A 25308-nucleotide genomic window follows, 5' to 3' on the forward strand; every position below is an offset into this window, starting at 1 on the left:
GGGGCCAAGTTCTCTCGCCATACTTTGCGCCAAGGCACGAAGCGCATGTTTTGCACCTGCAAAAGCCGCAAAGCCGGCTGCACCACGTATACCCGCCGTTGCACCAGTAAAAATAATCGTGCCACGCTCCCGTGTCACCATGCGTTTCGCCGCTTCACGGCCAGTCAAAAATGCGCCAAAGCAGGCCATTTCCCATATTTTTAAATATTTACGTGCTGTTTCTTCCAAAATACTACAAGGCACATTGGCACCAATATTAAATACCAGCACTTCGATCGGCCCTATTTCAGACTCAATCCGCTCCATCAGCTCAACGACCTGTTCTTCTTTACGCGCATCAGAAGCAAAACCAAATGCCGTGCCTCCCTGCTGTTCAATTTCTTCTATTAGAGGCGCGAGCTTATCTGCATTTCTTCGCGTCATGCAGGCTATATAGCCACCGCGGGCAAAACGCTTGGCAATTTCACCGCCAGTCGCATCTCCTGCACCAATGATTAATGCCACGCCCTTGGCTGGATGAGACAGCTGATTATTTTCCATGACGATCCCCTCATGCTGGATTGTTTTATTCCATGCGCTATCAATATTCTATTAGATAACGATCGTTACTATAACGAATACTATGTTATGATTAAATTATCGTCAATCTTAATTTCAGGGTCGTGCTCATGCGCTACAAACCCGAATACAAACAACAAAAACGGCAAGAATTGCTTCACATCAGTGGCCAGTTAGCAAAACAAAATGGCTTCGCTGCTACAGGCGTAGACAGCTTTATGAAAGCAGCTGGTGTCACCAGCGGTGCGTTTTACTCACATTTTTCGAGTAAGCAAGATTTGTTTAAAGCATTAATAGAAACAGAATTGCAACACAGTTTTGCCCATTGGGAAAATAATCCCCATCAGACGTTAGCAGAATGGGTTGATTTTGAGTTGGACCGTTATTTGACCCCTTCGCATTTAAAACATGCAGATCAAGGTTGTGTACTCCCTGCATTGGCCAGTGAAGTGGCACGCGCCAATGACGACATCAAATATACCTATCAACAAGAACTGCTTCGTGGTCATGCACTGTTTACACAACACTTAGGATGCCCAGATAAAGCTTGGGCTATGCTCTGCCAGCTGGTTGGTGCCATTTTAATTGCTCGTGCGATTCCAGACCCTAGTCTCCAACAGCAGATTCTTCAGGCCAATAAAACCATGATGCGAAATTATCTTCATCATTTGGCACAATAAATTCATATACATGTAAATAACGCTGATCAAGGGTCATTGCTCATAATTACTTTTTCGTAAAGCAGTCATAGCCATCGATACTAAGGGACAAAATGCTGTGCTTTATGCCTTTCCACACTAACTTTGTCATTTTTTATTCTTTTCAATTGCTTAAAGATTATGCATAAAGCGATTCTTTTAAATTCAGCCTGACTTTAAAAATTGGTTCGGACTGTGTATAACAATGGACCTGAAAGGGAAAATGATAAGCATAGGCAAAACGCACAAAAAAACGTTAGACTATGCAACAATCTATATAAGTTTAATGTCTTCACAGAAGACGAAAAAGAAGGTGAAGGCTGATGCCGCTCAATACAGTTGAAGAGCTCGTCGCGGATATTCGTGCAGGTAAAATGGTCATTCTAATGGATGACGAAGACCGTGAAAATGAAGGTGATTTAGTCATCGCTGCCACCCACGTGCGCCCTGAAGACATTAACTTCATGATTACGCATGCACGTGGCTTAGTTTGCCTAACATTAAGCAAAGAGCGTTGCCAACAGTTAAATCTACCACTCATGGTCGATGCCAATGGCGCACAGCATGGAACAAACTTTACATTGTCGATTGAAGCCGCAAACGGCATTTCGACTGGCATTTCACCTGCAGAACGCGCGCACACCATTCAAACGGCTGTAGCTGCACATGCAAAACCAGCAGACATCGTACAACCTGGGCATATTTTCCCACTGATGGCACAGCCTGGTGGCGTATTACACCGTGCAGGTCATACTGAAGCGGGCTGCGACCTGTCACGTTTAGCTGGGCTAGAACCTGCTTCTGTCATTTGTGAAATTATTAATGAAGATGGCACCATGGCGCGCCGTCCAGATTTAGAAGTATTTGCTGAAAAGCATGGTCTTAAAATGGGGACCATTGCCGATCTTATTCACTACCGTATGACCAATGAACAAACGGTAGAACGTTTAGATCAACAAACCCTCGACACAGAATACGGCACATTTGAATTGTTCCGTTACCGTGAAGTGGGTAACCCAGACATTCATTTGGCTTTGGTCAAAGGTGAACCAAAAGCAGGCGTAACTACTGTACGCGTACATGGCTTTAGCCCAGCACGTGATTTGTTGAAAATCAACAAAAAAGATGGCGAGCCAGCGTGGAATCTAGACAAAGCACTGAAAGAAATTGCCAGCAGTGACCGTGGTGTATTGGTCTGGATTGGTCAGCGTCATTTACAAGATTTAGGCCCTGCGCTTGAAAGCTTGACCACACCAAAACCAACCAAATCCAATGCTGCTTTATCTCAGCAATACCAAACGATTGGTGTGGGTGCACAAATTTTACGTGATTTAGGTGTTGAAAAAATGAAGCTTCTTAGCTCTCCATTACGTTTCAATGCCCTATCAGGCTTTAACTTAGAAGTGGTGGAATACATCACCGCAAATCAAACATCTTAAGAAATTATCGAGGTTACTATGGCAGTTCGCCGTATTGAAGGTATGTTACATCTCGCAAACGAAGACCGTTATGCGATTTTAGTTGGTCGTTTTAATAGCTTTGTTGTAGAACATTTGCTAGAAGGTGCCGTTGATACATTGAAACGTCATGGCGTATCAGAGGATAATATCACTGTTGTTCATGCGCCTGGTGCTTGGGAACTTCCTATCGTTGCGAAAAAACTCGCAGCAACAGGTCGTTTTGACGCTATCATTGCACTTGGTGCCGTGATTCGTGGTAGCACACCTCACTTCGACTTTGTTGCAGGTGAATGTGCTAAAGGTTTAGGCGTTGTTGGCCTAGATGCTGGCTTGCCAGTAATCAACGGTGTATTGACTACGGACAGTATTGAACAAGCGATTGAACGCTCAGGAACAAAAGCAGGCAATAAAGGCAGCGAAGCTGCATTGACTGCAATTGAAATGGTTAACTTGTTAAAGGCTATTTAACGCTATGTCGCAAACACTTCAAGCAACTTATGCAGCAAAACGCAAAGCACGTCGTTTTGCTGTACAAGGAATTTATGAATGGCAAATGAGCCACAATCCAGTGCATGAAATTGAAGCGCGTACTCGCGTGGAAAATGCTATGCATAAAGTGGATCTCGGCTATTATCATGAATTGTTGACCGAGGTGGTTGCCAATCATGAAGCATTGGATGCGCTTTTAATCCCTGTGCTTGACCGCGAGTTATCAGCGCTTGATGGCGTTGAACTTGCAACGCTTCGTTTAGGTGCGTATGAATTGAAAGAACATCTTGAAATTCCATATCGCGTCGTTTTAGACGAAGCTATCGAGCTAGCTAAACATTTTGGCGGTGCAGACAGCCATAAATACATCAATGGTGTATTGGATCGTTTAGCGACTACATTACGTGCAGCAGAAAAGCAGCAAGCGAACTAAGTTTTTAAGTCGAATTGTTGTATGGCTGAGTTTTCGATTATTGACACCTATTTTAATCGCAAGAATGTAAATTCTGTCGATTTAGGGGTCGGTGACGACTCAGCCCTGCTCACCCCACCGCCACAGCAACAATTGGTCATCTGTGCCGATACTTCAGTTGCTGGACGACACTTCCCCTTCGATACAGATCCACATGCCATTGGTTGGAAATCTGTTGCCGTCAATCTTTCTGATATTGCGGCCATGGGCGCTAAACCGCATAGCATTTTACTCGCATTGAGCTTACCCCAAATTGATCATGACTGGCTCAAAGGCTTTAGTCAGGGTTTATATGATTGTTGCGATCAATTTGGTGTGAGTTTAATTGGTGGTGATACCACCCAAAGTCCTCACTTAACCATTACCATTACCGCACTGGGCTGGATTGAAACTGGTCAAGCCATTACACGCTCGGGTGCTCAAATCGGCGACCTCATTTGCGTCAGCGGCACAGTTGGTGATGCAGCTTATGGCTTAAAACACCGTGGGCACCCCTTACAGCAACGCCTAGACTATCCAACACCTCGCTGTGAACTGGGTGAGCAACTCAAAGGCTTAGCCTCGAGCATGATCGACATCTCAGACGGTTTGGCTCAAGATTTGGGACATATTCTCACGGCTTCAAATGTCGGTGCGACCATTGAGTTAGATAAGCTCCCTCTCAGCGAAACTGTAAATAAATTATCTGAACAAGAAAAATTTCAATCTGCATTAGCAGGTGGCGATGACTATGAGTTATGCTTTAGTATCAGCCCTGAAAATTACCAAAAAATTAAACAACAGTACGTCAATACATCGATTACGATTATTGGACAAATTACCCAAAACTTGGGATTAAATTTATTAAAAAATGGCGTAAATTACTCCATTCAATCTAATGGATATCAACACTTTGCATAAACCTAAAATTCATTTCCAGCGTATGACTTGGTTTGAACGTTGCGTCGTGTTTTGTGGCGTAGGTTTTGGGTCAGGCTTAGCTCCTAAAGCACCAGGGACTTTTGGTTCTGCTTTCGCATTACTGTTTATCCCTGCGTGGCTTGCAATTGGTTTGAATGCCACCATTATTGCTATTGTGCTGATGTCAGTCATTGGAATCTATATTTGTGGCAAAACAGCACAAATTATGGGCGTACACGATGATGGGCGTATCGTCTGGGACGAATTCGCAGGCCAATCCATTACCTTCTTGCCTCTTCTATATTTAGGCAATATGAATTGGATCTGGGCATTGATTGGATTCGGCTTATTCCGGCTCTTTGATGTTTGGAAACCATGGCCTATTCGTGCCATTGACCGTGGCGTCGATGGTGGATTCGGGATCATGCTCGATGACATCATTGCAGGTTTGTGGGCAGCCTTGTGTATTTGCCTATACTTTTATTTCTTATCGATGTGAAGATACTTCTAGGATCAACCATGTCAACAAGCGTTATCATTCTCGCCGCTGGTAAAGGAACGCGTATGCGCTCTAATTTACCAAAAGTCTTGCAACCCTTAGCAGGACGCCCTCTACTGGGACACGTAATTGAAACTGCAAAAAAACTCAATGCAGCCAATATTATTACGATCTACGGTCATGGTGGCAGTTTGGTTCAAGAGGCTTTTACTCAAGAACACATTCAATGGGTCGAACAAGCTGAACAACTCGGTACAGGCCATGCGGTAAAAGTAACGCTCCCCGTCTTACCAAAAGAAGGCCTATCGCTCATCCTTTCAGGTGATGTACCATGCATTACGCAACAAACTCTGCAAAAGCTACTCGACGCATCTCGATCTTCTGGTATTGGCTTAGTCACTTTAACTGTTGCTGATGCAACAGGCTACGGCCGAATTGTACGTGAAAATGGTAAAATTCAAGCGATTGTAGAACACAAAGACGCTTCTGAAGAACAACGTAAAATTAAAGAATTCAATACAGGCATTTATGCTGTGAGCAATGCCAAATTGCACGAATGGCTTCCACGCTTAAATAACAATAACGCGCAAGGCGAATATTACCTGACCGATATCGTTGCCATGGCGATTGCGGATGGCTTAGAAGTCGCATCTGTAGAACCAGAGCTTGCTTTTGAAGTTGAAGGCGTCAATGACCGCGTACAACTGGCTGCCTTAGAACGTGAATTTCAAATATTCCAAGCAAAACAGCTCATGCAACAAGGCATACATTTGATTGATCCGAGTCGTTTTGATTTACGCGGCAATCTCACAGCTGGCAAGGATGTACGCATTGATATCAATGTGATTATCGAAGGTGATTGCGAGCTTGGTGACAATGTGGAAATTGGTGCAGGCTGTGTAATTAAAAACACCAAAATTGCGTCAGGCACCAAAGTTCAACCTTATAGCGTATTTGATAGCGCTGTCGTAGGTGAATATGCTCAAATTGGGCCTTTCGCACGTTTACGCCCAGGGGCAGAATTAGCCAATGATGTGCATATTGGCAACTTTGTTGAAGTCAAAAATACTAAAATTGGCCTCGGTTCTAAAGCCAATCACTTCACTTATCTCGGCGATGCAGAAGTAGGTGCAGGCTCAAATATTGGTGCAGGCACGATTACCTGTAACTATGATGGTGCCAACAAATTTAAAACCATTATTGGCGATGCAGCCTTTATTGGTTCAAACAGCTCACTTGTTGCTCCTGTTACCATTGGCAATGGTGCAACAGTCGGTGCGGGTTCAACAATTACCCGCGATGTTGCTGACAATTGTTTAGCTGTAGAACGCTCTAAACAATTTGCCAAAGAAAATTATCAGCGTCCGCAAAAAATTAAGAAATAAGAGGTCAAAATTATGTGTGGCATCGTAGGCGGCATTGCTGAACGCAGCATCACTAATATTTTAATTGAAGGCTTAAAACGCCTTGAATACCGTGGCTATGACTCTGCAGGTCTAGCCCTCATCAATTCAGGTCATGTACTACGCGAACGTCGCGTGGGTAAAGTTGCGAATCTTGAAGAAGCGGTGAATCAATCACAAATTTCAGGTTCACTTGGAATCGCACATACCCGCTGGGCAACACACGGTAAACCAACTGAAAATAATGCGCATCCACATATTTCTGGCACGGTTGCGGTTGTACACAACGGGATTATCGAAAACTACCAAGAGCTCAAAGATGACTTAGAAGCTTTGGGCTATGTGTTTACCTCACAAACAGATACCGAAGTTGTGGCACATTTGGTGAATGATGCACTGAAATCAACTCCGAGCTTACTCGAAGCTGTACGCCAAGTTGTACCACAGCTGAAAGGTGCTTATGCACTTGGTATTGTCCATACAGATCACCCAAATGAATTGATCACGGTACGTGAAGGCTCACCACTGGTGATTGGTGTCGGCTTTGGTGAAAACTTTATCAGTTCAGACCAATTGGCACTCCTGCCTATTACCAATCGCTTCATTTACCTAGAAGAAGGTGATATTGCACGTCTAACACGTACCAGCATTGAAGTATTTGTAAATGGCAACCGTGTAGAACGCCCAATTAAAGAACTTGATGCGACAGTGAGTAATGCATCAAAGGGTGAATATAAGCATTTCATGCTCAAAGAGATTTATGAGCAACCTGAAGCGATTCAGCAAACCATCTCTCAAGCCTTAAATGGCAATGCATTACGCTCAGATTTCTTACAAGAAGCTGAAGCTGACTTTACAAAGATCCAACAAGTGCAAATCATTGCCTGTGGTACCAGCTACCATGCGGGTATGATTGCAAAATACTGGTTGGAACAACTCATTGATGTACCTTGCCAAGTCGAAATTGCCAGCGAATTTCGTTACCGCTCACCTGTGATTGTAAATAACACACTCTATGTGTGTATTTCACAATCTGGTGAAACAGCAGATACTTTAGCGGCACTTCGTGATACGCAAAAACGCGCTCTCGCAAAAGGCCTAGACATTACAACCATGACGATTTGTAACGTTGCAACATCGTCTATGGTGCGCGAAACCAATCACAGCTTGCTGACACTTGCAGGCCCAGAAATTGGTGTTGCATCAACCAAGGCCTTTACCACACAGCTCGCTGCCTTAATGTTATTGACCTTAAAAATTGGTCAAATCAAGGGCAATATTTCAAATCAAGCAATTGAAGAAATTACAGCTGAGCTATGGCACCTTCCAAAAGTTATTTTAGATACTTTACAAAATAACGAAGAAATCCTTCGCCTCTCTGAACTGTTTAAAGAAAAACAACACTGCCTATTTTTAGGCCGTGGTACGAATTTCCCAATTGCACTAGAAGGCGCATTGAAACTGAAAGAAATTTCATATATTCATGCTGAAGGTTATGCTGCAGGCGAACTCAAACATGGCCCATTGGCTTTGGTTGACAATGACATGCCTGTCGTGATTCTTGCACCGCAAGATGACATGTTGGATAAATTAAAATCTAACATGGAAGAAGTTCAAGCACGTGGCGGTGAGCTCTTTGTTTTTGCTGATGAAAACAGTGGCATCAAAAATAAAGATCGCCAACATATTGTGAATGTGCCAAACATTCATGCTCTACTGGCTCCAATTGTTTACAGTATTCCTGTGCAACTGTTGTCATACCATGTTGCTGTTTTACGTGGTACAGATGTAGACCAGCCACGAAACTTAGCAAAATCCGTAACTGTTGAATAACAAAAAGGCTGACGTTGTCAGCCTTTTTCCTAACTACAATTTGAGAACTTTATATGACAACCTTAACTTGTTTTAAAGCTTATGACATTCGTGGAAAACTTGGGGAAGAATTAAACGAAGACATCGCCTATAAAGTAGGCCGCGCCTATGGTCAAATTTACCAACCCAAAACCATTGTGGTCGGCTGTGACATTCGCTTAAGCAGTGAAGGCTTAAAACAAGCAACCATCAAAGGCCTGAATGATGCAGGCGTCAATGTGCTTGATCTTGGTATGACAGGGACTGAAGAAGTCTACTTTGGTGCATTCCATCTTGATGTACAAGGGGGAATTGAAGTCACTGCCAGCCATAATCCTATGGATTATAATGGCATGAAATTGGTGCGTGAAAATTCACGTCCAATTAGCGCTGATACAGGCTTAAAAGAAATTCAAGCTTTAGCTGAAGCTGGTGTATTCAATGAAGTTGAGCATAAAGGCACGACAGAAAAATACAATATTTTGCCTGAATTTGTAGAGCATTTGATGGGCTATATTGACCCAGCAAAAATTCGTCCATTAAAACTGGTGGTCAATGCGGGGAATGGTGCAGCAGGCCATGTAATTGATGCCATTGAAGAAAAATTCAAAAGCCTCAATGTACCTGTAGAATTTATTAAAATCCATCATGAAGCGGATGGCACATTCCCCAATGGTATTCCTAACCCACTCTTAGTTGAAAACCGTGACAGTACACGTAATGCAGTACTTGAACATGGGGCAGATATGGGCCTTGCCTGGGATGGTGACTTTGACCGTTGCTTCTTATTTGATGAAAAAGGTCAATTTATTGAAGGCTATTATATTGTTGGCTTACTTGCTCAAGCATTTTTGCTCAAGCAAGCAGGTGAAAAAATTGTGCATGACCCACGCCTCGTATGGAATACCGTGGACATCGTAGAACAATATAAGGGCCAAACTGTACAATCAAAATCAGGGCATGCATTTATTAAACAAGTGATGCGTGAACAAAATGCGGTATATGGTGGCGAAATGTCTGCACATCATTATTTCCGTGATTTTGCTTACTGCGACAGCGGCATGATTCCATGGTTGTTGGCTGTTTCAGTATTGTCTGAAACGCAGCAAACACTGTCTTCTTTAGTAGAAGGCATGATTGCAAAATTCCCTTGCTCTGGCGAAATCAATTTTAAAGTACAAGATACACAAGTGACAATTCAAAAGATCTTTGAGTATTTTGCAACACAAAATCCTGCGATTGATAAAACTGATGGCATTAGCCTCGATTTTGGCAACTGGCGATTAAACGTGCGCGCTTCGAATACTGAGCCACTGTTACGCCTGAATATCGAAACAACAGCATCGAAAAATCCAGAATCTATTCAATACTATGTTGATCTACTTACCCAGCTCATTGAAGCTTAATTGATAGCAATAAAAAAGAGCCTTTCGAGGCTCTTTTTTTCTAGCTTAGGATTGGTAACCTTGTGGGTTCTGCTTTTGCCAGTTCCAACTGTCTGCCAACATATCTTCTAATCCATATTTCGGTTGCCAGCCTAATTCTGCAACAGCACGCGCATTATCCGCAAATGAAATTGCTACATCGCCTGCACGTCGTGGTGCAAATTCAAACGGGATGGTGATTTGATTCACTTGCTCAAACGTATTTTTAAGTTCTAAAACAGAAGAACCTGTACCCGTACCAATATTCCATGCACGACAACCTGTCTGATGCAGACGATTATTCAGCGCACATAAATGCGCATTGGCCAAATCGACCACATGAATATAATCACGTACACCAGTCCCGTCAGCGGTTTCATAATCATTGCCAAAAATAGACAACTTTTCCCGGCGACCAACAGCTACTTGTGTCAAATAAGGCATTAAGTTATTAGGAATGCCCTGTGGGTCTTCCCCCATTTGACCACTCTTATGTGCGCCAACAGGGTTGAAATAACGCAACAAGGCAATCGACCAGCGCTCATCTGCTTCAGCTAACTTTTGTAGCATTTGCTCAACAACCAACTTGGTATAACCATAATTGTTATTTGGCATGCCCGTTGGCATTTCTTCATTTAAGGGCGATACATTCGCTTCATCATAAACCGTAGCCGATGAACTAAATACCAGCTTATATACGCCTGCTCGCGCCATGGCTTGTACTAAAGAGATAGAACCCGCAATGTTATTATCAAAATACATCGCAGGAAATTGTTGGCTTTCGCCTACGGCTTTTAAGCCAGCAAAATGAATGACTGCATCAATTGTATGCTGCTCAAATAATGTATCCAAAACCTGAGCATCGCGAATATCACCCTGTACAAAGTCTAAAGACTTTGATGCAATATTCTGCACACGCACTAAGGCCTCTTCAGCACTATTGGATAAATTATCTAAGACTACAACTTCATGACCAGCGCAAAGAAGCTCAACACAGGTATGTGAGCCAATATAACCTGCACCACCCGTCACTAAAATCTTAGCCATTCTTTTTTCCTAATAAAATCTTTAACAAACCTTGTGTCGAAGAATCAAAGTGTGACACATCTTCTACTTCACGATTTAAAATCGGCAAAAGGTGATTGGCAATTTCTTTACCTTTTTCTACACCCCATTGATCGAATGCATTGATATTCCACAACACCGATTGTACAAACACTTTGTGTTCATATAGCGCAACCAACATCCCTAATGTATATGGCGTTAATTGATCCAATAACACGGTAGTACTCGGTTGATTTCCAGCATATTGCTTATAAGCAGGTAAATTTTCAAGTTCTGTTTGATCTAACACTTCATTACCAAAGGCAAGTAAACGAGACTGTGCCAAACAGTTAGAAAGTGCTAAATGATGCTGTTCAACCAAGGCATCAGCATTATCAATATAGGTAAATTGATTTGCATTATAACGATGTACAGGAGCAATAAAGTCACAACTTACCGCATGAGTACCCTGATGTAACAGTTGATAAAAGGCATGTTGTGCATTTGGCCCCACCTCTCCCCAAATAATTGGGCAAGTATCCACTACAGCTTTTTCGCCTGTACGCTGTACAGACTTACCATTTGATTCCATTTCGAGCTGTTGTAAATAAGAGGCAAAATACTTCAAGCGCCCATCATAAGGTAAAACCGCATGCGTCTGAATATCTAAGAAGTTATTATTCCAAACACCTAAAAGTGCCATCAACACTGGAATATTTTGCTCAAATGGTGCGGTTTGAAAATGTTGATCTATTTCAAATGCGCCAGCCAGTAAGTCTTTAAAATTTTCCACACCTACTGTTAATGCAATAGGTAAACCAATGCAAGACCATAGAGAATAACGACCACCTACCCAATCCCAAAGTAAGAATTGATTGTCTTCTCTAATTCCCCATTCGGTCATTTTGTCAGGTTTTGTTGAAACACCCACAAAATGGCACTGCAATGCACTATCAGATGCTTTTAGAGTGCGTTGCAACCAGCATCGAGCTGTTTGGGCATTAGAAAGTGTATCTATCGTTCCGAAGGATTTTGATGAAATTATAAATAAAGTCGTCTCTGGGCGCAGTTGGTGCAATAAATCAGAAAGCTGACTCCCATCCATTGTAGAAACAAAATGGACTTTCAGATCTTGTGCCGTTTGCACTTTAAAATCAGTTAAAGCGTGTGAAATCATGAGTGGGCCTAAGTCTGACCCACCTACACCAATATTCACTACATCTCGAATCACTTCACCAGTCGCACCACGATATTGACCAGCATGAATTCGCTCTACCAATTCATACATTCGATCCAATTGACCATGTACTTGTTTTGCAAGTTGTGGATGCTCATGACTATTTTTAGGTAAACGCAATGCCCAATGCATGGCAGCACGTTTTTCGGTGTAGTTGATTTTTTCTACCGAAAATAGACTTTGAATCCAATCTTTTAATTGATGAGATTTTGCATAAGCAATCAGTTGCTCAAATACTTTGCCATTGACACGATGCTTACTAAAATCGAAGCACAATTGGTTGATATGAATTGAACATTGCTCAAATCTTAATGGGTTTTTTGCAAATAGTTGACTTAAATGCGTTTCTTTTTGATTGTCCGCTAAAGCCTTTAGCTTCGTATAGATCATATGTGAATCTTGTTTCGGAAATTGCTCTATATTATTCATAATCGTCCCACCCCCTCGTATGCAAAGCCCTCTTCTTTTACATAGTGTGGGTCATAAATATTACGACCATCTAATATAAAAGGATGCTGCATCACGTTTTTTAATCGTCGATAATCAGGACTCCAATATTGTTTCCATGCTGTAACTAAACACAGTGCATGCGCATTTTCTGCTGCTTCATATTGGTCGTCACACAAAATTAGATCATCGCGCGCCCCATAAGCCTTTTCAATTTCAGGCAATGCTCTTGGGTCATGCAGTCGAACGGTCACCTTTTGTGCCCAGAATGCTTGTAGTAAACTGTGGATCGGTGAATTGATAATACTGGATGAGCTTTCTCTAAATGAAGCCCCCCATATTGCGACTGTTTTACCCTGAATATCTGCCTTATAATAGTTCCAAAATTTTCTGAACAGCAATTCTTTCTGCTGCTCATTAATTTCCCAAACCTGTTGTAATAATCGACTACGATTGCCTGAATCAGTGACGGTTTGCGACAAAGCTAAAATATCACGTGAGAAATTTTCCCCACCAAACCCCACACCAGAATATAAATAGCTTGGCCCGATACGGCTATCAGCTCCTACCCCTAAACGTACATTTTCAATATCAATATTGAGTTTTTCAGCAACTAAGGACAGATCATTCATATAACTGATCCGCGTTGCTAACATGCCTGAAATACTCATTTTAGTAAATTCAGCATCTAATATTGGCATAAAAATCAGCTGATGCATACGTGGATAAATCGGCCGTAACAATTCTTTTATCTGTTTCTTAGCAAAAGCATCTTCATTCGTTCCAATCACAATTGACTTAGATTGTGCAATATTCTCAACTGAAGAGCCTTCCTGCGTCATATCAGGTATATATACCCACGCATCTTTAGACAAAATATCTTGTAGCGTCTTTGTTCCTTGTAAACCAAAGGTCGAACTATTAACCATCAATTTAGGATGAATAATCGGTTCAGCTTTTAATTTATGAGCCAGTTCAATTGCGACATCTAATTTTGAAGGGTTGAAGGCCAAGAAATAGACATCAAATTCGTATTTTAAAATCTGCGACAAATCACAAATTTTTAAAGCACCGTTCAGCTGCTGTAATTCAATAATCTTTTTTAAATTGGAATCGAAAGGCAAATTATGTACATGAAAAAAGCGGATATCAGACTCTGGACACCAGATCACACTATGCCCATGTTCAGCAAATAATGCCCCCATAACCGCTGCATTAAGCGTCGAACCAAATACCGCAATTTTCATATACATCCTCTGTTTATTTTAAGCATCGAGCTCTTTAATAAGTGTTTTAAATTCTTCACCAAGTTGCGGATGTGCAATTCCATAGTGCAAAACTGCTTTTAAATAGCCAATTTTGCTACCACAGTCAAAGGTTTGACCTTTCATACGATAAGCTTCAACTGATTCTGTTTGTTGCAACAATGCAATTGCATCAGTCAATTGAATTTCATTGCCTGCACCCTTAGGTGTCTGCTCAAGTAATTGCATAATTTTTGCTGGGAGCACATAACGTCCCACCACAGATAGGTTAGAAGGTGCTGTCCCTACTGCAGGCTTTTCAACAATCCCTTGCATTTCGATGCTATGGCCTTCCTCTGGGGTTGTTGCCACATCAACAATACCATACTGATCGACTAACTCATCAGGAACAGCTTCGACCATAATTTGCGAAGCTTTTGATTCATTAAAACGACGAATCATCAAACTCAAATCATTATCCGCCGCATCATCTTTAACCAGTACGTCTGGAAGTAAAACTGCAAAATCATCTTCACCTACAATAGATTTTGCACAAAGTACAGCATGCCCTAAACCTAATGGTTGAGGCTGACGTACACTCACAACACTCACATGTGCAGGTAAAATTTCTGTAATTGTTTTTAACAGATCATATTTCTTTTTATTTTCTAAAGTTGTTTCAAGCTCAAAGTTACGATCAAAATAGTTTTCAATTGAAGCTTTAGAGCTATGTGTGACCAAAATGATTTGCTCTACACCAGCCGCAACAGCTTCACGCACCACATATTCAATGGCTGGACGGTCTACAACTGTAACCATTTCTTTAGGAATAGATTTACTTGCAGGTAAAAAACGCGTACCTAAGCCTGCGACTGGAAGAATTGCCTTTTTAATCATGACACTACACTTCTAAGTTTAAAATATTAAGTTAATAAATGTTTGGTTATTAAATATAAGCCACATATTAGTATGCCGCTTTATTAATAAATCCTTTAAATATAGTAAGAAAGATAATTTTAATATCCAGTAAAATACTCCATGTACGGATATATTCTAAATCACACTCAACCCGCTTTTCCATTTTATCTAAGGTATCTGTTTCGCCACGCCAACCTCTAATTTGCGCTAAGCCTGTAATACCTGGCTTCACTTTATGACGCAACATATAGCCGGTAATCAGTTTACGATATTGTTCATTATGTGCAGCGGCATGCGGTCGAGGTCCTACAACAGACATATTGCCTAAAACAACGTTAATAAATTGAGGAAGCTCGTCTAAAGATGTTTTTCGTAAAAATGCACCAACCTTAGTCACACGTGGGTCATTTTTTACAGCCTGTGTAACTTTAGCGCCATTTTCCATAACAGACATGCTTCTGAATTTATAAACTAAAATTGGTTTACCATTTAAGCCATAACGGATTTGTTTAAAGAATACAGGACCTTTAGAATTGAGCTTAATTGCAATCGCAATACACAATAACAAGGGGGAAATAAGCACTAAAATGGTAGAAGCAACACAGATATCTTCGACACGCTTAAGAAAGATATTTATTCCTTTAATACGTGTATCGATGATTGGAATAATTGGAGTACCATTAATATCTTCTACTCGAGAATATAAAAAATCATAACTAAATAACTCAGGGACAATAACTGTTGAACATGTTGTATCCGAAAGCATTTTTAATAGGTTATCGACTTGATGAATATTTTCCTGACTAGTCACAATATAGACTTGATTAATATCTTCTGAATGAATAATGCCAATTGCATCATTTACATTACCATTAAAATCATATTGATCTGCTTTTTCATTAAATGAGTAAATACCCAGCGGATTAAATCCAATCCACTCTGATTTTTTTAAATCAGTAAAAAGCTTATGTGCTTTAACGGTATCACCAATAACAATTACATTTCGAGATTTTTTGAATATTTTAAAGGAAATCGCATATATTAAACGAACAAAAATTCGTAATACTGCCATAAAGACTAAGACTGAACAAAAATATTGGATCAGAACCATTAAACTAATATCAGAATAAAAAAGACAAAATGGAAGAAGCAAACAAGCACTAAAGAAGATATTTTTTAAGCATGCAACCAATTCATTGAATAGGCTTACACCACGCCAAGAGCGGTAAAAATCGGTCAATCCACCAATCAATTGAAAAAAGCTGACCATACTTAAAAATATAAGCATAGCCTGATGGCTGATCGCTAATGAGTTTAAATTAAAAACAGCATACAAAGCCCAATAAATAGCCACCACATCACAAAATCTTTGTAAAATTGATACGTAAGACGCATTTAATCGAGAAGCCATTTTTTCCCCATATCGCTTAATTTATTATATAAACAGCCATTCTTATCAATGAAACCCATTACATAGATTCTTGATTTATTTAGAAAGTCCACCCCAAGTCTTGAAAAATCAATAAATTAATTAATATTTTCTTTAGCATTATAAACACGCAATCATTTTTTGACAATTAAACTCTAAAATTACTTACATTATCTTTTACCATATTATTGAATATCGAATAAAAAGCTGTATTTATTTTGATTTAGATATATATTCATGTAGGATAAGCAATAATAAAATTATGAGAGACCCATAATATGATTCCTGTGATTCTATCTGGTGGTTCTGGCACGAGACTTTGGCCACTTTCAAGATCTAACTATCCTAAACAATTTTTACCCATTACTGAAGAAAAAACATTATTTCAGCTTACTTTAGAAAGAATTACAAAATTAAATCATGCTATAGATAACTTTCAAAACCCTATTATTGTTACCAATGAAAATCATCGCTTTATTGTTGCCGAACAACTAAGGCAACAGAAAATCAACGCAAAAATTTTACTTGAACCTGTTGCTAGAAACACTGCACCTGCTATTGCTGCCGCCGCAGAACTTGCCCTCTCTTATGGAGATGATCCTGTTTTACTCATTCTTGCTGCAGACCATGTTATACAGCAACAAGAAGCTTTTAATGATGCTGTTAAAGTGGGCTTAGAAGCAGCTGAATCTGGTCTACTAGTGACTTTTGGTATTGTTCCTACTTCACCAGAAGTCGGTTATGGTTATATTAAAGCATCAGACTCAATTTCTACAGACCAAGCAATAAAAGCATGCAAAGTTGAGCAATTTGTAGAAAAACCAGATACTCAAACTGCCCAACAATATTTAGACCAAGGTTCGTATCTTTGGAATAGTGGCATGTTTATGTTTAAAGCTTCTGTGTATTTACAAGAGTTACAGAAATTTAATTCAGCTATTGCAAATCAAGCCAAAGAATCATTCAAACTTAGCAAAAATGATTTAGATTTTGTACGATTAGATCAAGAAAGTTTTAAAAAATCACCTGATGACTCTATTGATTATGCCGTAATGGAAAAATCTGATCAGGTTGTTGTTGTGCCTCTTAAAGCCAATTGGAGTGATGTAGGTGCTTGGAAAAGTGTATGGGAAGTCAGCAACAAAGATCAAAATGGCAATGTTTGCCGTGGCGATACCATCACTGTAAACACATCCAACTCTTTAATTCACGCTGACAGTCGCTTAGTTAGCGTCCTTGGATTAGATGATGTTGTTGTAATTGAAACACCTGATGCTGTTTTGGTTGCAAATAAAAATAAAGTCCAAGACATTAAAAAGATTGTAGAAAAATTAAAATCAAATGAACGTACCGAGGTGGATACTCACCGTAAAGTATATCGCCCTTGGGGTTGCTATGATTCCATCGATAATGGACAGCGCCACCAAGTCAAATGCATTACAGTGAATCCTGGCCAAAAGCTCTCTTTACAAATGCATCACCACCGTGCAGAGCATTGGATTGTAGTCAGTGGAACAGCTCGCATCCACAAAGGTAAAGAAACTTTCTTACTCACTGAGAATGAATCGGTATATATTCCGCTCGGAGAAACACATGCGCTTGAAAACCCCGGAAAAGTACCACTAGAACTGATTGAAGTTCAGTCAGGTTCATATTTGGGTGAAGATGATATTGTGCGTTTTGAAGATTTATACGGACGTGTATAAAAATATAAAAAGAGCGGCTAATTAGCCGCTCTTTTTTATTAAGAAATTAAATTTAATAAATCCGTTTCGAATTTTTTTAATATCTTATCTTTTGATAGTGAATTTTCTGCATATTGACGGCCATTACAACCTAGTATTTTACGCTGTTCTGAATCTTGCGATAATTCAATAAGTGCATGAGCCAATGCCTGACCATTTTCAGGTTCTACAATCACACCACACTGCGCATCATTTAAAATCACGCTACCTAATTCAGTATCAGAAGTAGCCGTTGCAACTACACTTTTACCACTTGCCAACATACCTGTAAGTTTTGACGGCATAACCAAATCTGCAGCATCTGCGCGTTGCGGTAATAAGTGAATATCGGCCAAACCAAGCAATTCACTCAAACGCTCTAAAGGCTGCAAGTCTATAAATATGACATTGCTTAAACCTGTACATGCCTGCTCTAGATCTGCACGCCCTGCACCATTACCACAGAACACAAACTGAATATTATCGTTTTTTTCATCTGAAATGATTTTCGCAGCTTCAGCTAAAATTTCCAGGCCTTGTTTACCCCCCATATTACCTGAATAAAGGGCAACAATTTTATCTTCACTAATCCGCAATTCTTTCCGATATGGGCTAACGCCTTTTAAAGGCTGAATAGCTGAGATATCCACCCAATTTGGGAAAGAAATAATATTTTGCTCATCTATATCTTTTGAACGTGCAAGTTTTAGCATCTGTCCAGATATGCTTGATACACGGTCAAAACAACGCATTAACCAACGTTCACATGCTTCCACAAAACCTCGAAGCCATTTAGCTTTGATTAATCCCATATCAAAGGCTGCATTTACCTCATAGTCTTGCACGTGTAACCAAGATTTTGCACCATTTATTTTTGCAAAAGCGACTGTAGCTGGCGCGCACATTAACGCCGGTTCTACAGTCCAAATAACATCCGGTTTCCATGACCATTGCTTAAACAAGGTTGGCAGGCTACTTAAGGCAAAGGAAGCAAGATGAACAAGCCGTTTTACACCACTTGGCTGTGCAGGTACCCAAAGAGGAGAACGATAAACAGTCACGCCATTCCATTGCTCCGTGGCATAGGCATTTTGATAACCTTCAGAGACTTTCCATGCTGGATAATAGGGCGGAGCAGTAATTACACGAACTTCATGACCTTGTTCAGCAAACCATTGCGCCATTTCACCTGTATATTTACCAATACCTGTAAGCTCAGGAGCAAAGTTAATTCCATAGAATAATATTTTCATTGCATTTCTCTAGGCTTAATTGGCTTACAAGGTGAACCTAGGCAAATATATCCTTCTGGCATATCTTTAAAAACAGAACTTCGTGCACCTATCACAGCGCCACGACCAATAGTCACATTAGGGGCTATATATACATCTGTTGCTACCCAAGCTTCATTTTCAACAATAATTTGATGACCACGAATAGGAAAGTCGATTTGAGTGTGATCATGATCACCTGTACATAAATAACTGCGCTGTGACACCACAGCATGGTCACCTATCTTAATTTCACCGAGACTATAGAGAACCACGTCATCGCCAATCCAAGCATAATCCCCAATACAAACATTCCAAGGATAAGTTACGGTAACTGAAGGTCTAATCACCACGGATTTCCCCACTTTTGCGCCAAATAAACGTAATAAAAAAGCGCGAAACCCATATAAAAATTGAGGTGACCACTTAAATAAAGATGCTTGAACTAACCACCAAAGCTGAACTTTTAAAGCAGAAGCTCTACGAAAATTAGGAGGCATTTTAAATTTAGATAAATCTTGATAAATCATACCATTTATACCTAAATTAAAATTTCTTTAATAACTTTATTAGAAGAAATTTTTGAATTCATATCAAAAACATTTCTAGCTCTATATCTAAATTCCAAATTATTAAATCGTTTTTGAATCCAAACGACCCATTGATCAAGATTATCACTAGCCAAATAAATATCACTTGGAAAATCATAATCTTTAAATATATCAGTCGCTAAAATTGGCAAACCCATTGATAAATAAGACCAAATTTTAACTTTTACTCCTTGAGTAATATTAAATGGCAATATACCAAATGACATTTCTTTAAGAATATTTTCTAATTCTTGATCAGAAGGGTTCTCAATTAATATCCAATTATTTTCAATACATAAATTTTTAACACTATTAGTGGGGTTACTACCAATTACATAAAAATCAAAATCTAAACTCATCTTTAGTGTTCTAAAAATTTTATCTTTAAAATAATTTAAACCATTAATATTAAATGGGGTAGAAAGTGAACCCAAAAAAACAATTTTTATTTTATCAGCTTTTATAGGTAAGAAAATTTCATTAACAACTGCACCACTAGGTATTTCTACTGATTTATTCGAACAAATATTTCTATATAAATGAGAATCACTTTCAGAAATATTTCCTAATATAACTTTAGTATCAATTTTTTTAAGGCTTTGAAAATAACGACTTAAAGATATCTTACCAATTAAAGCTTTAAAAAAACCTTCATTTTCCCAACTTTTATAAATATCAGGATCATAATTATGAGTTAGAATTATAACTTTTCTGAATCTATTTGAAACAAATCCAGCTTCTAAAGCAGCTAAATATGTATGAATAAAACTAAAAATAACAATATCATAACTATAAAAATCATCTATATTTAAAAGAAAGTTTTTAGGCACTAATCTTTCAACAAAATATTGTTTTTTTAAAAAAATAACATTTAGAGAAGCTTTTAAACTAGTTCTATTATTTACTGATCTGATTTTTTTTATACCATAAGGCGTATGAATATGAAAAGCACTCAATAAGGTAATGTCACAATGATTAGAAAGAGAACTATATATCCAATCAATATAACTGTTAGCACCATTTTTTTCATCAACCATATAATGGGGCGCAATTATCAAAACTTTCACTGTTTAATCTCTACAAAATTTTTTAATAGATTCACTAAATGAGGAGTAAGTATAACCTTTTGTAACCTTACTTTTACAATAAACTAAAATTCTAGAATAATTACTAAAAGTGTAATTTATAGCTTTTTCAAGAGAAATACTATCATTTTGATGTAAACACTCCCTAGGAAGGATACTATTTAAAGCAGAATTTCTTGTTGCAATTACAGGTATATTTGACATAATGGCTTCAAGTGCTGTAAGAGGTAACCCCTCATAATGTGAAGCTAAAATACAAATACTTTTATTAGAAATTCTAATTTCCCCACTACTAATCCAAGGTGAAAACTCAACCCATTCATAGGATTCAGAAAGTTTCATCAATTTTTTTAAGTCTGGACCATCGCCAATAAATATTAATTTATCAAAGAAATTAAATTTCTTTTGTTTTAGCTTAATTAAAGCTTTTAATAGTTCATCTTGCCCTTTCTGAGAGAAATCAACTCTACCTATACAATATAAATTTTTTTCATTGCTTTCATAACAATGAAACTCTTTTGTAGCGTAATTAGGTATTATCAATACTCTATTTTCAGAGTCTCTAATAATATTTTTTTCAAAATCATGTCTAATAGCTAATATTTTTATTTTTGTAAAAAATAAAAATACACTTAAAAAATACTTTCTAAATATAACAGAATTTTTTTTTGACCATTCCCACCCCCAAAATGGAGCATATAAATAAACTTTATCATTAAAAAAAAGATTATATTCTGATATCATTTTCAAAGAAGATAAAAAAGAAGGTAAAATTATAATAATTTTTTCATATTCCTCATAATTAATTACCTTATCATTGAGAAATGAGATTTTATCAAAATTATCCATTTTGATAAATTTTTGTTTTTGTTCTGCACTACATATTATTTCAACTATTTTTTCGCACCTTACCACTTCTTTCATTATTGAGAGAGCCATTATTTCATTCCCTCCCCAACCAGGAGTATTAAAATAAAAAAGGAATTTTTTTTTAGACATCTTGAAACCTGTTAAATCTACGTATTAGATAAATAAGAGATAATAAAAAGAAAACAAAGTATATAGCAATTATAAATGCAAAATCTTCAATTTTCAAAATATAAAGAATAGCACACAACAACCCCAAAATAATTGAGTCTTTAAGCACTATGATAGAATTGGAAACACCTTGAAAAAAATTATGAATTAAAATACGCAAGCCTTGCAATACAAAAAGAAAACACACAAAAATAGAGATCATTGAAATTCCCTTATACGAACTGTCAAAATAATAAATTTCTAAAATTCTAATTAATAAATATATAAAAATAGATGATACTATACACAATAACATTATTAAACTTATCAATTTTAAAAAAGTTAATTTTGGTATTTCATTTTTAACTATCTTACCATATAGGATTGAATTAGCTGCTTGTGGAAACACCAATACCTTTTCAACAAAAGGATAAATAGCTGTAAATAATGTTGAAAAATTTAATCCTGAAGCCATTCCTAATAAAAAACTAAATCTAAAAAAGAAATTCTGTAATGCTCCTGTGCAACCTACTAATAAGCCATCTTTAATAAAAGATAATGAAATAATTTTATATTTTTTTATATATATCTCGGAGTCAATTTTAAATATTAATATATATATTAATATTTTCAAAAAAAAACCAAAAAAAGTAAAAAGTAATAGTTTATTATAATTATTTATTCCTAAAAATAAGACAGATAAAAGTAATGTTAGGGAAGGAAGAACTTCTCCCAAATTATATAAAATATATTTAGAAATCCCCAAGGAAATAGCAGTTATACAATTAGAACAAATAAACAAACATATACCAATTATTGAATATTGACTCTTAAAAATCCCAAAATAATATAACAAAAAGCCAATAAAACCAGATATGATTAAATTGACTAATATAATTATTAGGGGTAAATACAGATTTTTTGCATTATTTTCAGATAAATATTTATATATTAGTGGATAACCTAAAACACCTAAGACAGCACCCCCTGTATAAATAACAAGCATTTCATAATTATAGGCTGCAAAATCTTCTATACTAATTTGTTTAGCAGCCAATATTAATCCTAGAACTAAAGCAAGACCAGATACTAGCTGCCTAAATGCACCACTTAGAATTAATTTCTTGATATTCACTAAATAAATCTCGAGTAGTCTTCAATTAACTGCTTTCTAGTATTTTCCCATGTATATTTTGTCTCTGCCTTTCTTTCTAATGATCTAAGCTCACTTATATTTTTGGTTGCACTCTTTACAGCATTATAGACATCTGCTGATTCTTTATATTGCTCTTCAACCACTGAAAACATTTCTTCATTGCCAAAAGTTATTTTCAAATTTTCTGAAATATATAAATCACTAAATTCAGTTTTTGGAATAATAATTTTAGCTCCTGTTGCTAAAGCCTCCCAATATGAAACACTAAATGTAGTAAATAATACTGCATCTGCAGCATTATAAATTTGATTTAGTTCATCAGCTGAAGCTTGAGGCAAAAAACTTACTCCACGCTTCATTAAACTATTCATTTCATACTCTATATCTATAGAATATGAGCCTACAACTTTAACTTTTATACCATTATCTAATAAGGCAGAAATTGCCTCCATAGTTCTTTTAGCCTTATCTATTTTTCCTGATATAACTACTAATATATCTGTTTCAGATATCCCCCATATTTTTCTTTTTTCATCTCTTATTTTTTGATAATAGAAAAATTTGTTTGGATCTGCGCCTAGAGGAGCTAAGGACATACTAATTTTTTTTCTAAATGAATTTTTAAGAAAATGTTTTTTATTTTCAATAACAGTATGGCGAACATGATCCACAAATAGTGAACCCATTCTAATAAAAAAACGTCTCATTAAGCTATCTAAAGAGTGTAAAATAGTATAATGCCTATCACCTCTTTGCTCATGATCATATATAACTGGCTTTCCCATTAATTTGGCAAATAAAGCTATAAAAACTCCTAAACCTTGTCTAAATTCAATTATATGGACTAAATCACTATTTCTGATTAGTTTGAAAGGGATAGGCATTATTAAAAAATCAGAAAGCCTAATTATAGGTTTTTTTCTAATAATTTTTACCTGTTTATTTTGCTGAATTACATCATCAAAACGATATGGAATAGTTTGCTTTTTCTTAGCACGATTATACTTCCATATCCAAGATTGGTTAGATGTATATATTGTTACATTCCAATTTTTGTTCTTAGTTATAAGATTAGGATATACATTTTCACGAAAAGAATATAATTCAGTTTCAGTAAATCCCGAACATATTAAAATATTTTTTTTAATATTTTTTTCCATTAACTACTCCGTTAGAAATATACCAAAACACCATAATTAAACTCCAGTAGCCTAAAAATCTGACCGATTCAATGGCTCCCAAAGAGAATCCCAGCAATACAATAGTTGATATACCTAATATATAACTGGAGTATCTATTCTCTTTTATTTTAAATGTTTTCCAATACAAATAAAATAAAAATAAAGAAAATACAGGACCAAAATATAAAAATATTAAAGCTATATTATTGGTACCAAACATTGGTGAACCATACGGATTTAACCCTTTTATATAATTAATATCAGATAAAACTCCTGGTGAATTCCCTAAATAAGCTCCATTCTTTATGCTATTATATGCATTTAAAAAAGGTAATATGAGCCTAATACCTTCCGAAGTAGTTAAAATACCTTCATGCTCTGAAAACACTCTACTTAATCTTATATAAATTAAAGGAAAAATTCCTATTCCCAATAAAGTTGTAAATATTGTTAAAATTAATCTATTTGTTAGCTCTTTTGCCTTTAGCAATTTTCCTAATACTACTATTAATACCCCTAATAAGGGTGTTGGACTATTAAATATAAACCAAACCAGGAATAAAACCGCTATGCTAATAAGAATTTTCTTTCCTTTAGAAAAAAAACTATAAATAATTGTGAATACAGTTAACGTTATTGCTGGTATAGATGGTTCAGGTGAGAATAAAGTAGGACGTCTTCCTCCAGATAACTGTTCATCTCGATTCAAGGCATATTCGTTTGCACCGTAAAATTCAAATCCAACATTACCTGTATAAAAATGTAACCCAAACTCATTTGAAATATTACTTATAACTCCCAACCATTCTAAAATAACCATTATAACAAGTAAAAATAATGTAGCCTCTATCAATTTATAATAAAAATTAGAATTGAAATTATTTCTTTCTATCCATTGTTTCACTCCATATGAAAAAAATATACAAAATAAAATTTGGAAAAAACTTCTTAAAAAATCTTCAACACTATGATTTGAAGCTTTAAAAATATATGAAATTAATGACATTAGAGAAAATATTACAACCAATAATATTAAATTTTTATTAAGATTAAATTTATTAAGTATTAAAATAAAAAAAATTAATGAAATTAAAGACGGGAAAGCAATCCCTGCATAATTAAAAGGTATATCGGAATGTAAACCAAAGATTAAAAGCAACCAAAGTATTATAAAATATGACTTAGTCTTACTAATTTTAATTTCCATAAAC

22 protein-coding genes and 2 pseudogenes are annotated in these 25308 nt (G+C 37.0%); 10 read left to right on the plus strand and 14 right to left on the minus strand.

The genetic code is table 11. The features are described from left to right. The coding region (locus tag EXE29_RS10075; protein WP_120364563.1) for an SDR family NAD(P)-dependent oxidoreductase at nucleotides 1-540 on the minus strand (540 nt) is incomplete at its 3' end. 128 nt (nucleotides 541-668) lie between these two features. On the opposite strand from EXE29_RS10075, the gene EXE29_RS10080 reads away from it, so the two are divergent. From EXE29_RS10080 to EXE29_RS10120, 9 genes are all read left to right on the plus strand, one after another. Beyond that, on the plus strand, nucleotides 669-1238 hold the full coding sequence (locus EXE29_RS10080) for a TetR/AcrR family transcriptional regulator (RefSeq protein WP_120364564.1): 570 nt from the start codon (nucleotides 669-671) through the stop codon (nucleotides 1236-1238). A gap of 341 nt (nucleotides 1239-1579) precedes the next feature. Then, nucleotides 1580-2695 (plus strand): bifunctional 3,4-dihydroxy-2-butanone-4-phosphate synthase/GTP cyclohydrolase II, encoded by a 1116-nt coding sequence (ribBA, locus tag EXE29_RS10085; protein WP_120364565.1) that lies wholly within the window; start codon nucleotides 1580-1582, stop codon nucleotides 2693-2695. Nucleotides 2696-2713: 18 nt separating this feature from the next. Beyond that, nucleotides 2714-3184 (plus strand): 6,7-dimethyl-8-ribityllumazine synthase, encoded by a 471-nt coding sequence (ribH, locus tag EXE29_RS10090; RefSeq protein WP_067731440.1) that lies wholly within the window; start codon nucleotides 2714-2716, stop codon nucleotides 3182-3184. A 4-nt stretch (nucleotides 3185-3188) separates the two neighbouring features. Then, nucleotides 3189-3638: a transcription antitermination factor NusB gene (gene nusB, locus EXE29_RS10095; protein ID WP_106985581.1), complete on the plus strand. Its 450-nt coding sequence runs from the start codon at nucleotides 3189-3191 to the stop codon at nucleotides 3636-3638. Between the two features lie 21 nt (nucleotides 3639-3659). After that, on the plus strand, nucleotides 3660-4577 hold the full coding sequence (gene thiL / locus EXE29_RS10100; RefSeq protein ID WP_120364566.1) for a thiamine-phosphate kinase: 918 nt from the start codon (nucleotides 3660-3662) through the stop codon (nucleotides 4575-4577). After that, the gene (locus EXE29_RS10105) at nucleotides 4555-5076 is read left to right on the plus strand and encodes a phosphatidylglycerophosphatase A family protein (RefSeq protein WP_106985583.1); all 522 of its coding nucleotides are present in this window, start codon (nucleotides 4555-4557) and stop codon (nucleotides 5074-5076) included. Before thiL ends, EXE29_RS10105 begins: the two co-directional genes overlap by 23 nt. Nucleotides 5077-5096: 20 nt before the next feature. Then, nucleotides 5097-6461 carry a bifunctional UDP-N-acetylglucosamine diphosphorylase/glucosamine-1-phosphate N-acetyltransferase GlmU gene (glmU, locus tag EXE29_RS10110; RefSeq protein ID WP_120364567.1) on the plus strand — a complete coding sequence of 455 codons (1365 nt, stop codon included), beginning with the start codon at nucleotides 5097-5099 and terminating at the stop codon, nucleotides 6459-6461. A gap of 12 nt (nucleotides 6462-6473) precedes the next feature. After that, nucleotides 6474-8312 carry a glutamine--fructose-6-phosphate transaminase (isomerizing) gene (glmS, locus tag EXE29_RS10115; RefSeq protein WP_120364568.1) on the plus strand — a complete coding sequence of 613 codons (1839 nt, stop codon included), beginning with the start codon at nucleotides 6474-6476 and terminating at the stop codon, nucleotides 8310-8312. 53 nt (nucleotides 8313-8365) lie between these two features. Beyond that, on the plus strand, nucleotides 8366-9736 hold the full coding sequence (locus EXE29_RS10120; RefSeq protein ID WP_120364569.1) for a phosphohexomutase domain-containing protein: 1371 nt from the start codon (nucleotides 8366-8368) through the stop codon (nucleotides 9734-9736). A 45-nt stretch (nucleotides 9737-9781) separates the two neighbouring features. Here the strand turns inward: EXE29_RS10120 and galE are convergent, their stop codons facing one another. The 6 genes and pseudogenes from galE to EXE29_RS10145 all read right to left on the minus strand — a co-directional run bounded on the left by galE (nucleotide 9782) and on the right by EXE29_RS10145 (nucleotide 16055). After that, nucleotides 9782-10801 (minus strand): UDP-glucose 4-epimerase GalE, encoded by a 1020-nt coding sequence (galE, locus tag EXE29_RS10125; RefSeq protein ID WP_106985587.1) that lies wholly within the window; start codon nucleotides 10799-10801, stop codon nucleotides 9782-9784. Further along, on the minus strand, nucleotides 10794-12425 hold the full coding sequence (pgi, locus tag EXE29_RS10130; RefSeq protein WP_228198775.1) for a glucose-6-phosphate isomerase: 1632 nt from the start codon (nucleotides 12423-12425) through the stop codon (nucleotides 10794-10796). Before pgi ends, galE begins: the two co-directional genes overlap by 8 nt. Before the next feature lie 35 nt (nucleotides 12426-12460). Beyond that, nucleotides 12461-13231: pseudogene (locus EXE29_RS17915) on the minus strand (UDP binding domain-containing protein); the annotation flags it as partial. Nucleotides 13232-13273: 42 nt separating this feature from the next. Then, nucleotides 13274-13735 (minus strand): annotated as a pseudogene (locus EXE29_RS17920) (UDP-glucose 6-dehydrogenase); the annotation flags it as partial. A gap of 12 nt (nucleotides 13736-13747) precedes the next feature. Next, the gene (gene galU, locus EXE29_RS10140) at nucleotides 13748-14623 is read right to left on the minus strand and encodes a UTP--glucose-1-phosphate uridylyltransferase GalU (protein ID WP_117007709.1); all 876 of its coding nucleotides are present in this window, start codon (nucleotides 14621-14623) and stop codon (nucleotides 13748-13750) included. 67 nt (nucleotides 14624-14690) lie between these two features. Then, the gene (locus EXE29_RS10145; protein ID WP_120364572.1) at nucleotides 14691-16055 is read right to left on the minus strand and encodes an undecaprenyl-phosphate glucose phosphotransferase; all 1365 of its coding nucleotides are present in this window, start codon (nucleotides 16053-16055) and stop codon (nucleotides 14691-14693) included. A gap of 296 nt (nucleotides 16056-16351) precedes the next feature. On the opposite strand from EXE29_RS10145, the gene EXE29_RS10150 reads away from it, so the two are divergent. Next, nucleotides 16352-17779, plus strand: a complete 1428-nt coding sequence (locus EXE29_RS10150) for a mannose-1-phosphate guanylyltransferase/mannose-6-phosphate isomerase (protein WP_120364573.1) — start codon at nucleotides 16352-16354, stop codon at nucleotides 17777-17779. A gap of 38 nt (nucleotides 17780-17817) precedes the next feature. Here the strand turns inward: EXE29_RS10150 and EXE29_RS10155 are convergent, their stop codons facing one another. From EXE29_RS10155 to EXE29_RS10185, 7 genes are read right to left on the minus strand one after another with little or no spacing between them, the layout of a single operon-like run. Beyond that, nucleotides 17818-19050 (minus strand): glycosyltransferase WbuB, encoded by a 1233-nt coding sequence (locus EXE29_RS10155; RefSeq protein ID WP_120364574.1) that lies wholly within the window; start codon nucleotides 19048-19050, stop codon nucleotides 17818-17820. Then, entirely contained in the window at nucleotides 19047-19598 is a 552-nt protein-coding gene (locus EXE29_RS10160; RefSeq protein ID WP_120364575.1) for a putative colanic acid biosynthesis acetyltransferase, read from the minus strand. Before EXE29_RS10160 ends, EXE29_RS10155 begins: the two co-directional genes overlap by 4 nt. A gap of 11 nt (nucleotides 19599-19609) precedes the next feature. Further along, complete coding sequence (locus EXE29_RS10165; protein WP_120364576.1) at nucleotides 19610-20695, minus strand: glycosyltransferase; 1086 nt, start codon at nucleotides 20693-20695, stop codon at nucleotides 19610-19612. Between the two features lie 33 nt (nucleotides 20696-20728). Further along, a complete protein-coding gene (locus EXE29_RS10170) occupies nucleotides 20729-21742 on the minus strand; it encodes a glycosyltransferase family 4 protein (RefSeq protein ID WP_120364577.1) in 1014 nt (337 codons plus the stop codon). After that, nucleotides 21735-22895 carry a hypothetical protein gene (locus EXE29_RS10175; RefSeq protein WP_120364578.1) on the minus strand — a complete coding sequence of 387 codons (1161 nt, stop codon included), beginning with the start codon at nucleotides 22893-22895 and terminating at the stop codon, nucleotides 21735-21737. Before EXE29_RS10175 ends, EXE29_RS10170 begins: the two co-directional genes overlap by 8 nt. Beyond that, nucleotides 22895-24076, minus strand: coding sequence for a glycosyltransferase family protein (locus EXE29_RS10180; protein ID WP_120364579.1), 1182 nt, complete (start codon nucleotides 24074-24076; stop codon nucleotides 22895-22897). The genes EXE29_RS10175 and EXE29_RS10180 overlap by 1 nt, the downstream gene beginning before the upstream one ends. Next, nucleotides 24060-25304 (minus strand): hypothetical protein, encoded by a 1245-nt coding sequence (locus tag EXE29_RS10185; RefSeq protein WP_120364580.1) that lies wholly within the window; start codon nucleotides 25302-25304, stop codon nucleotides 24060-24062. Before EXE29_RS10185 ends, EXE29_RS10180 begins: the two co-directional genes overlap by 17 nt. Between the last annotated feature and the right edge of the window lie 4 nt (nucleotides 25305-25308).

The organism is Acinetobacter sp. WCHAc060006 (assembly GCF_004209135.1).
Lineage (GTDB): Bacteria > Pseudomonadota > Gammaproteobacteria > Pseudomonadales > Moraxellaceae > Acinetobacter > Acinetobacter cumulans.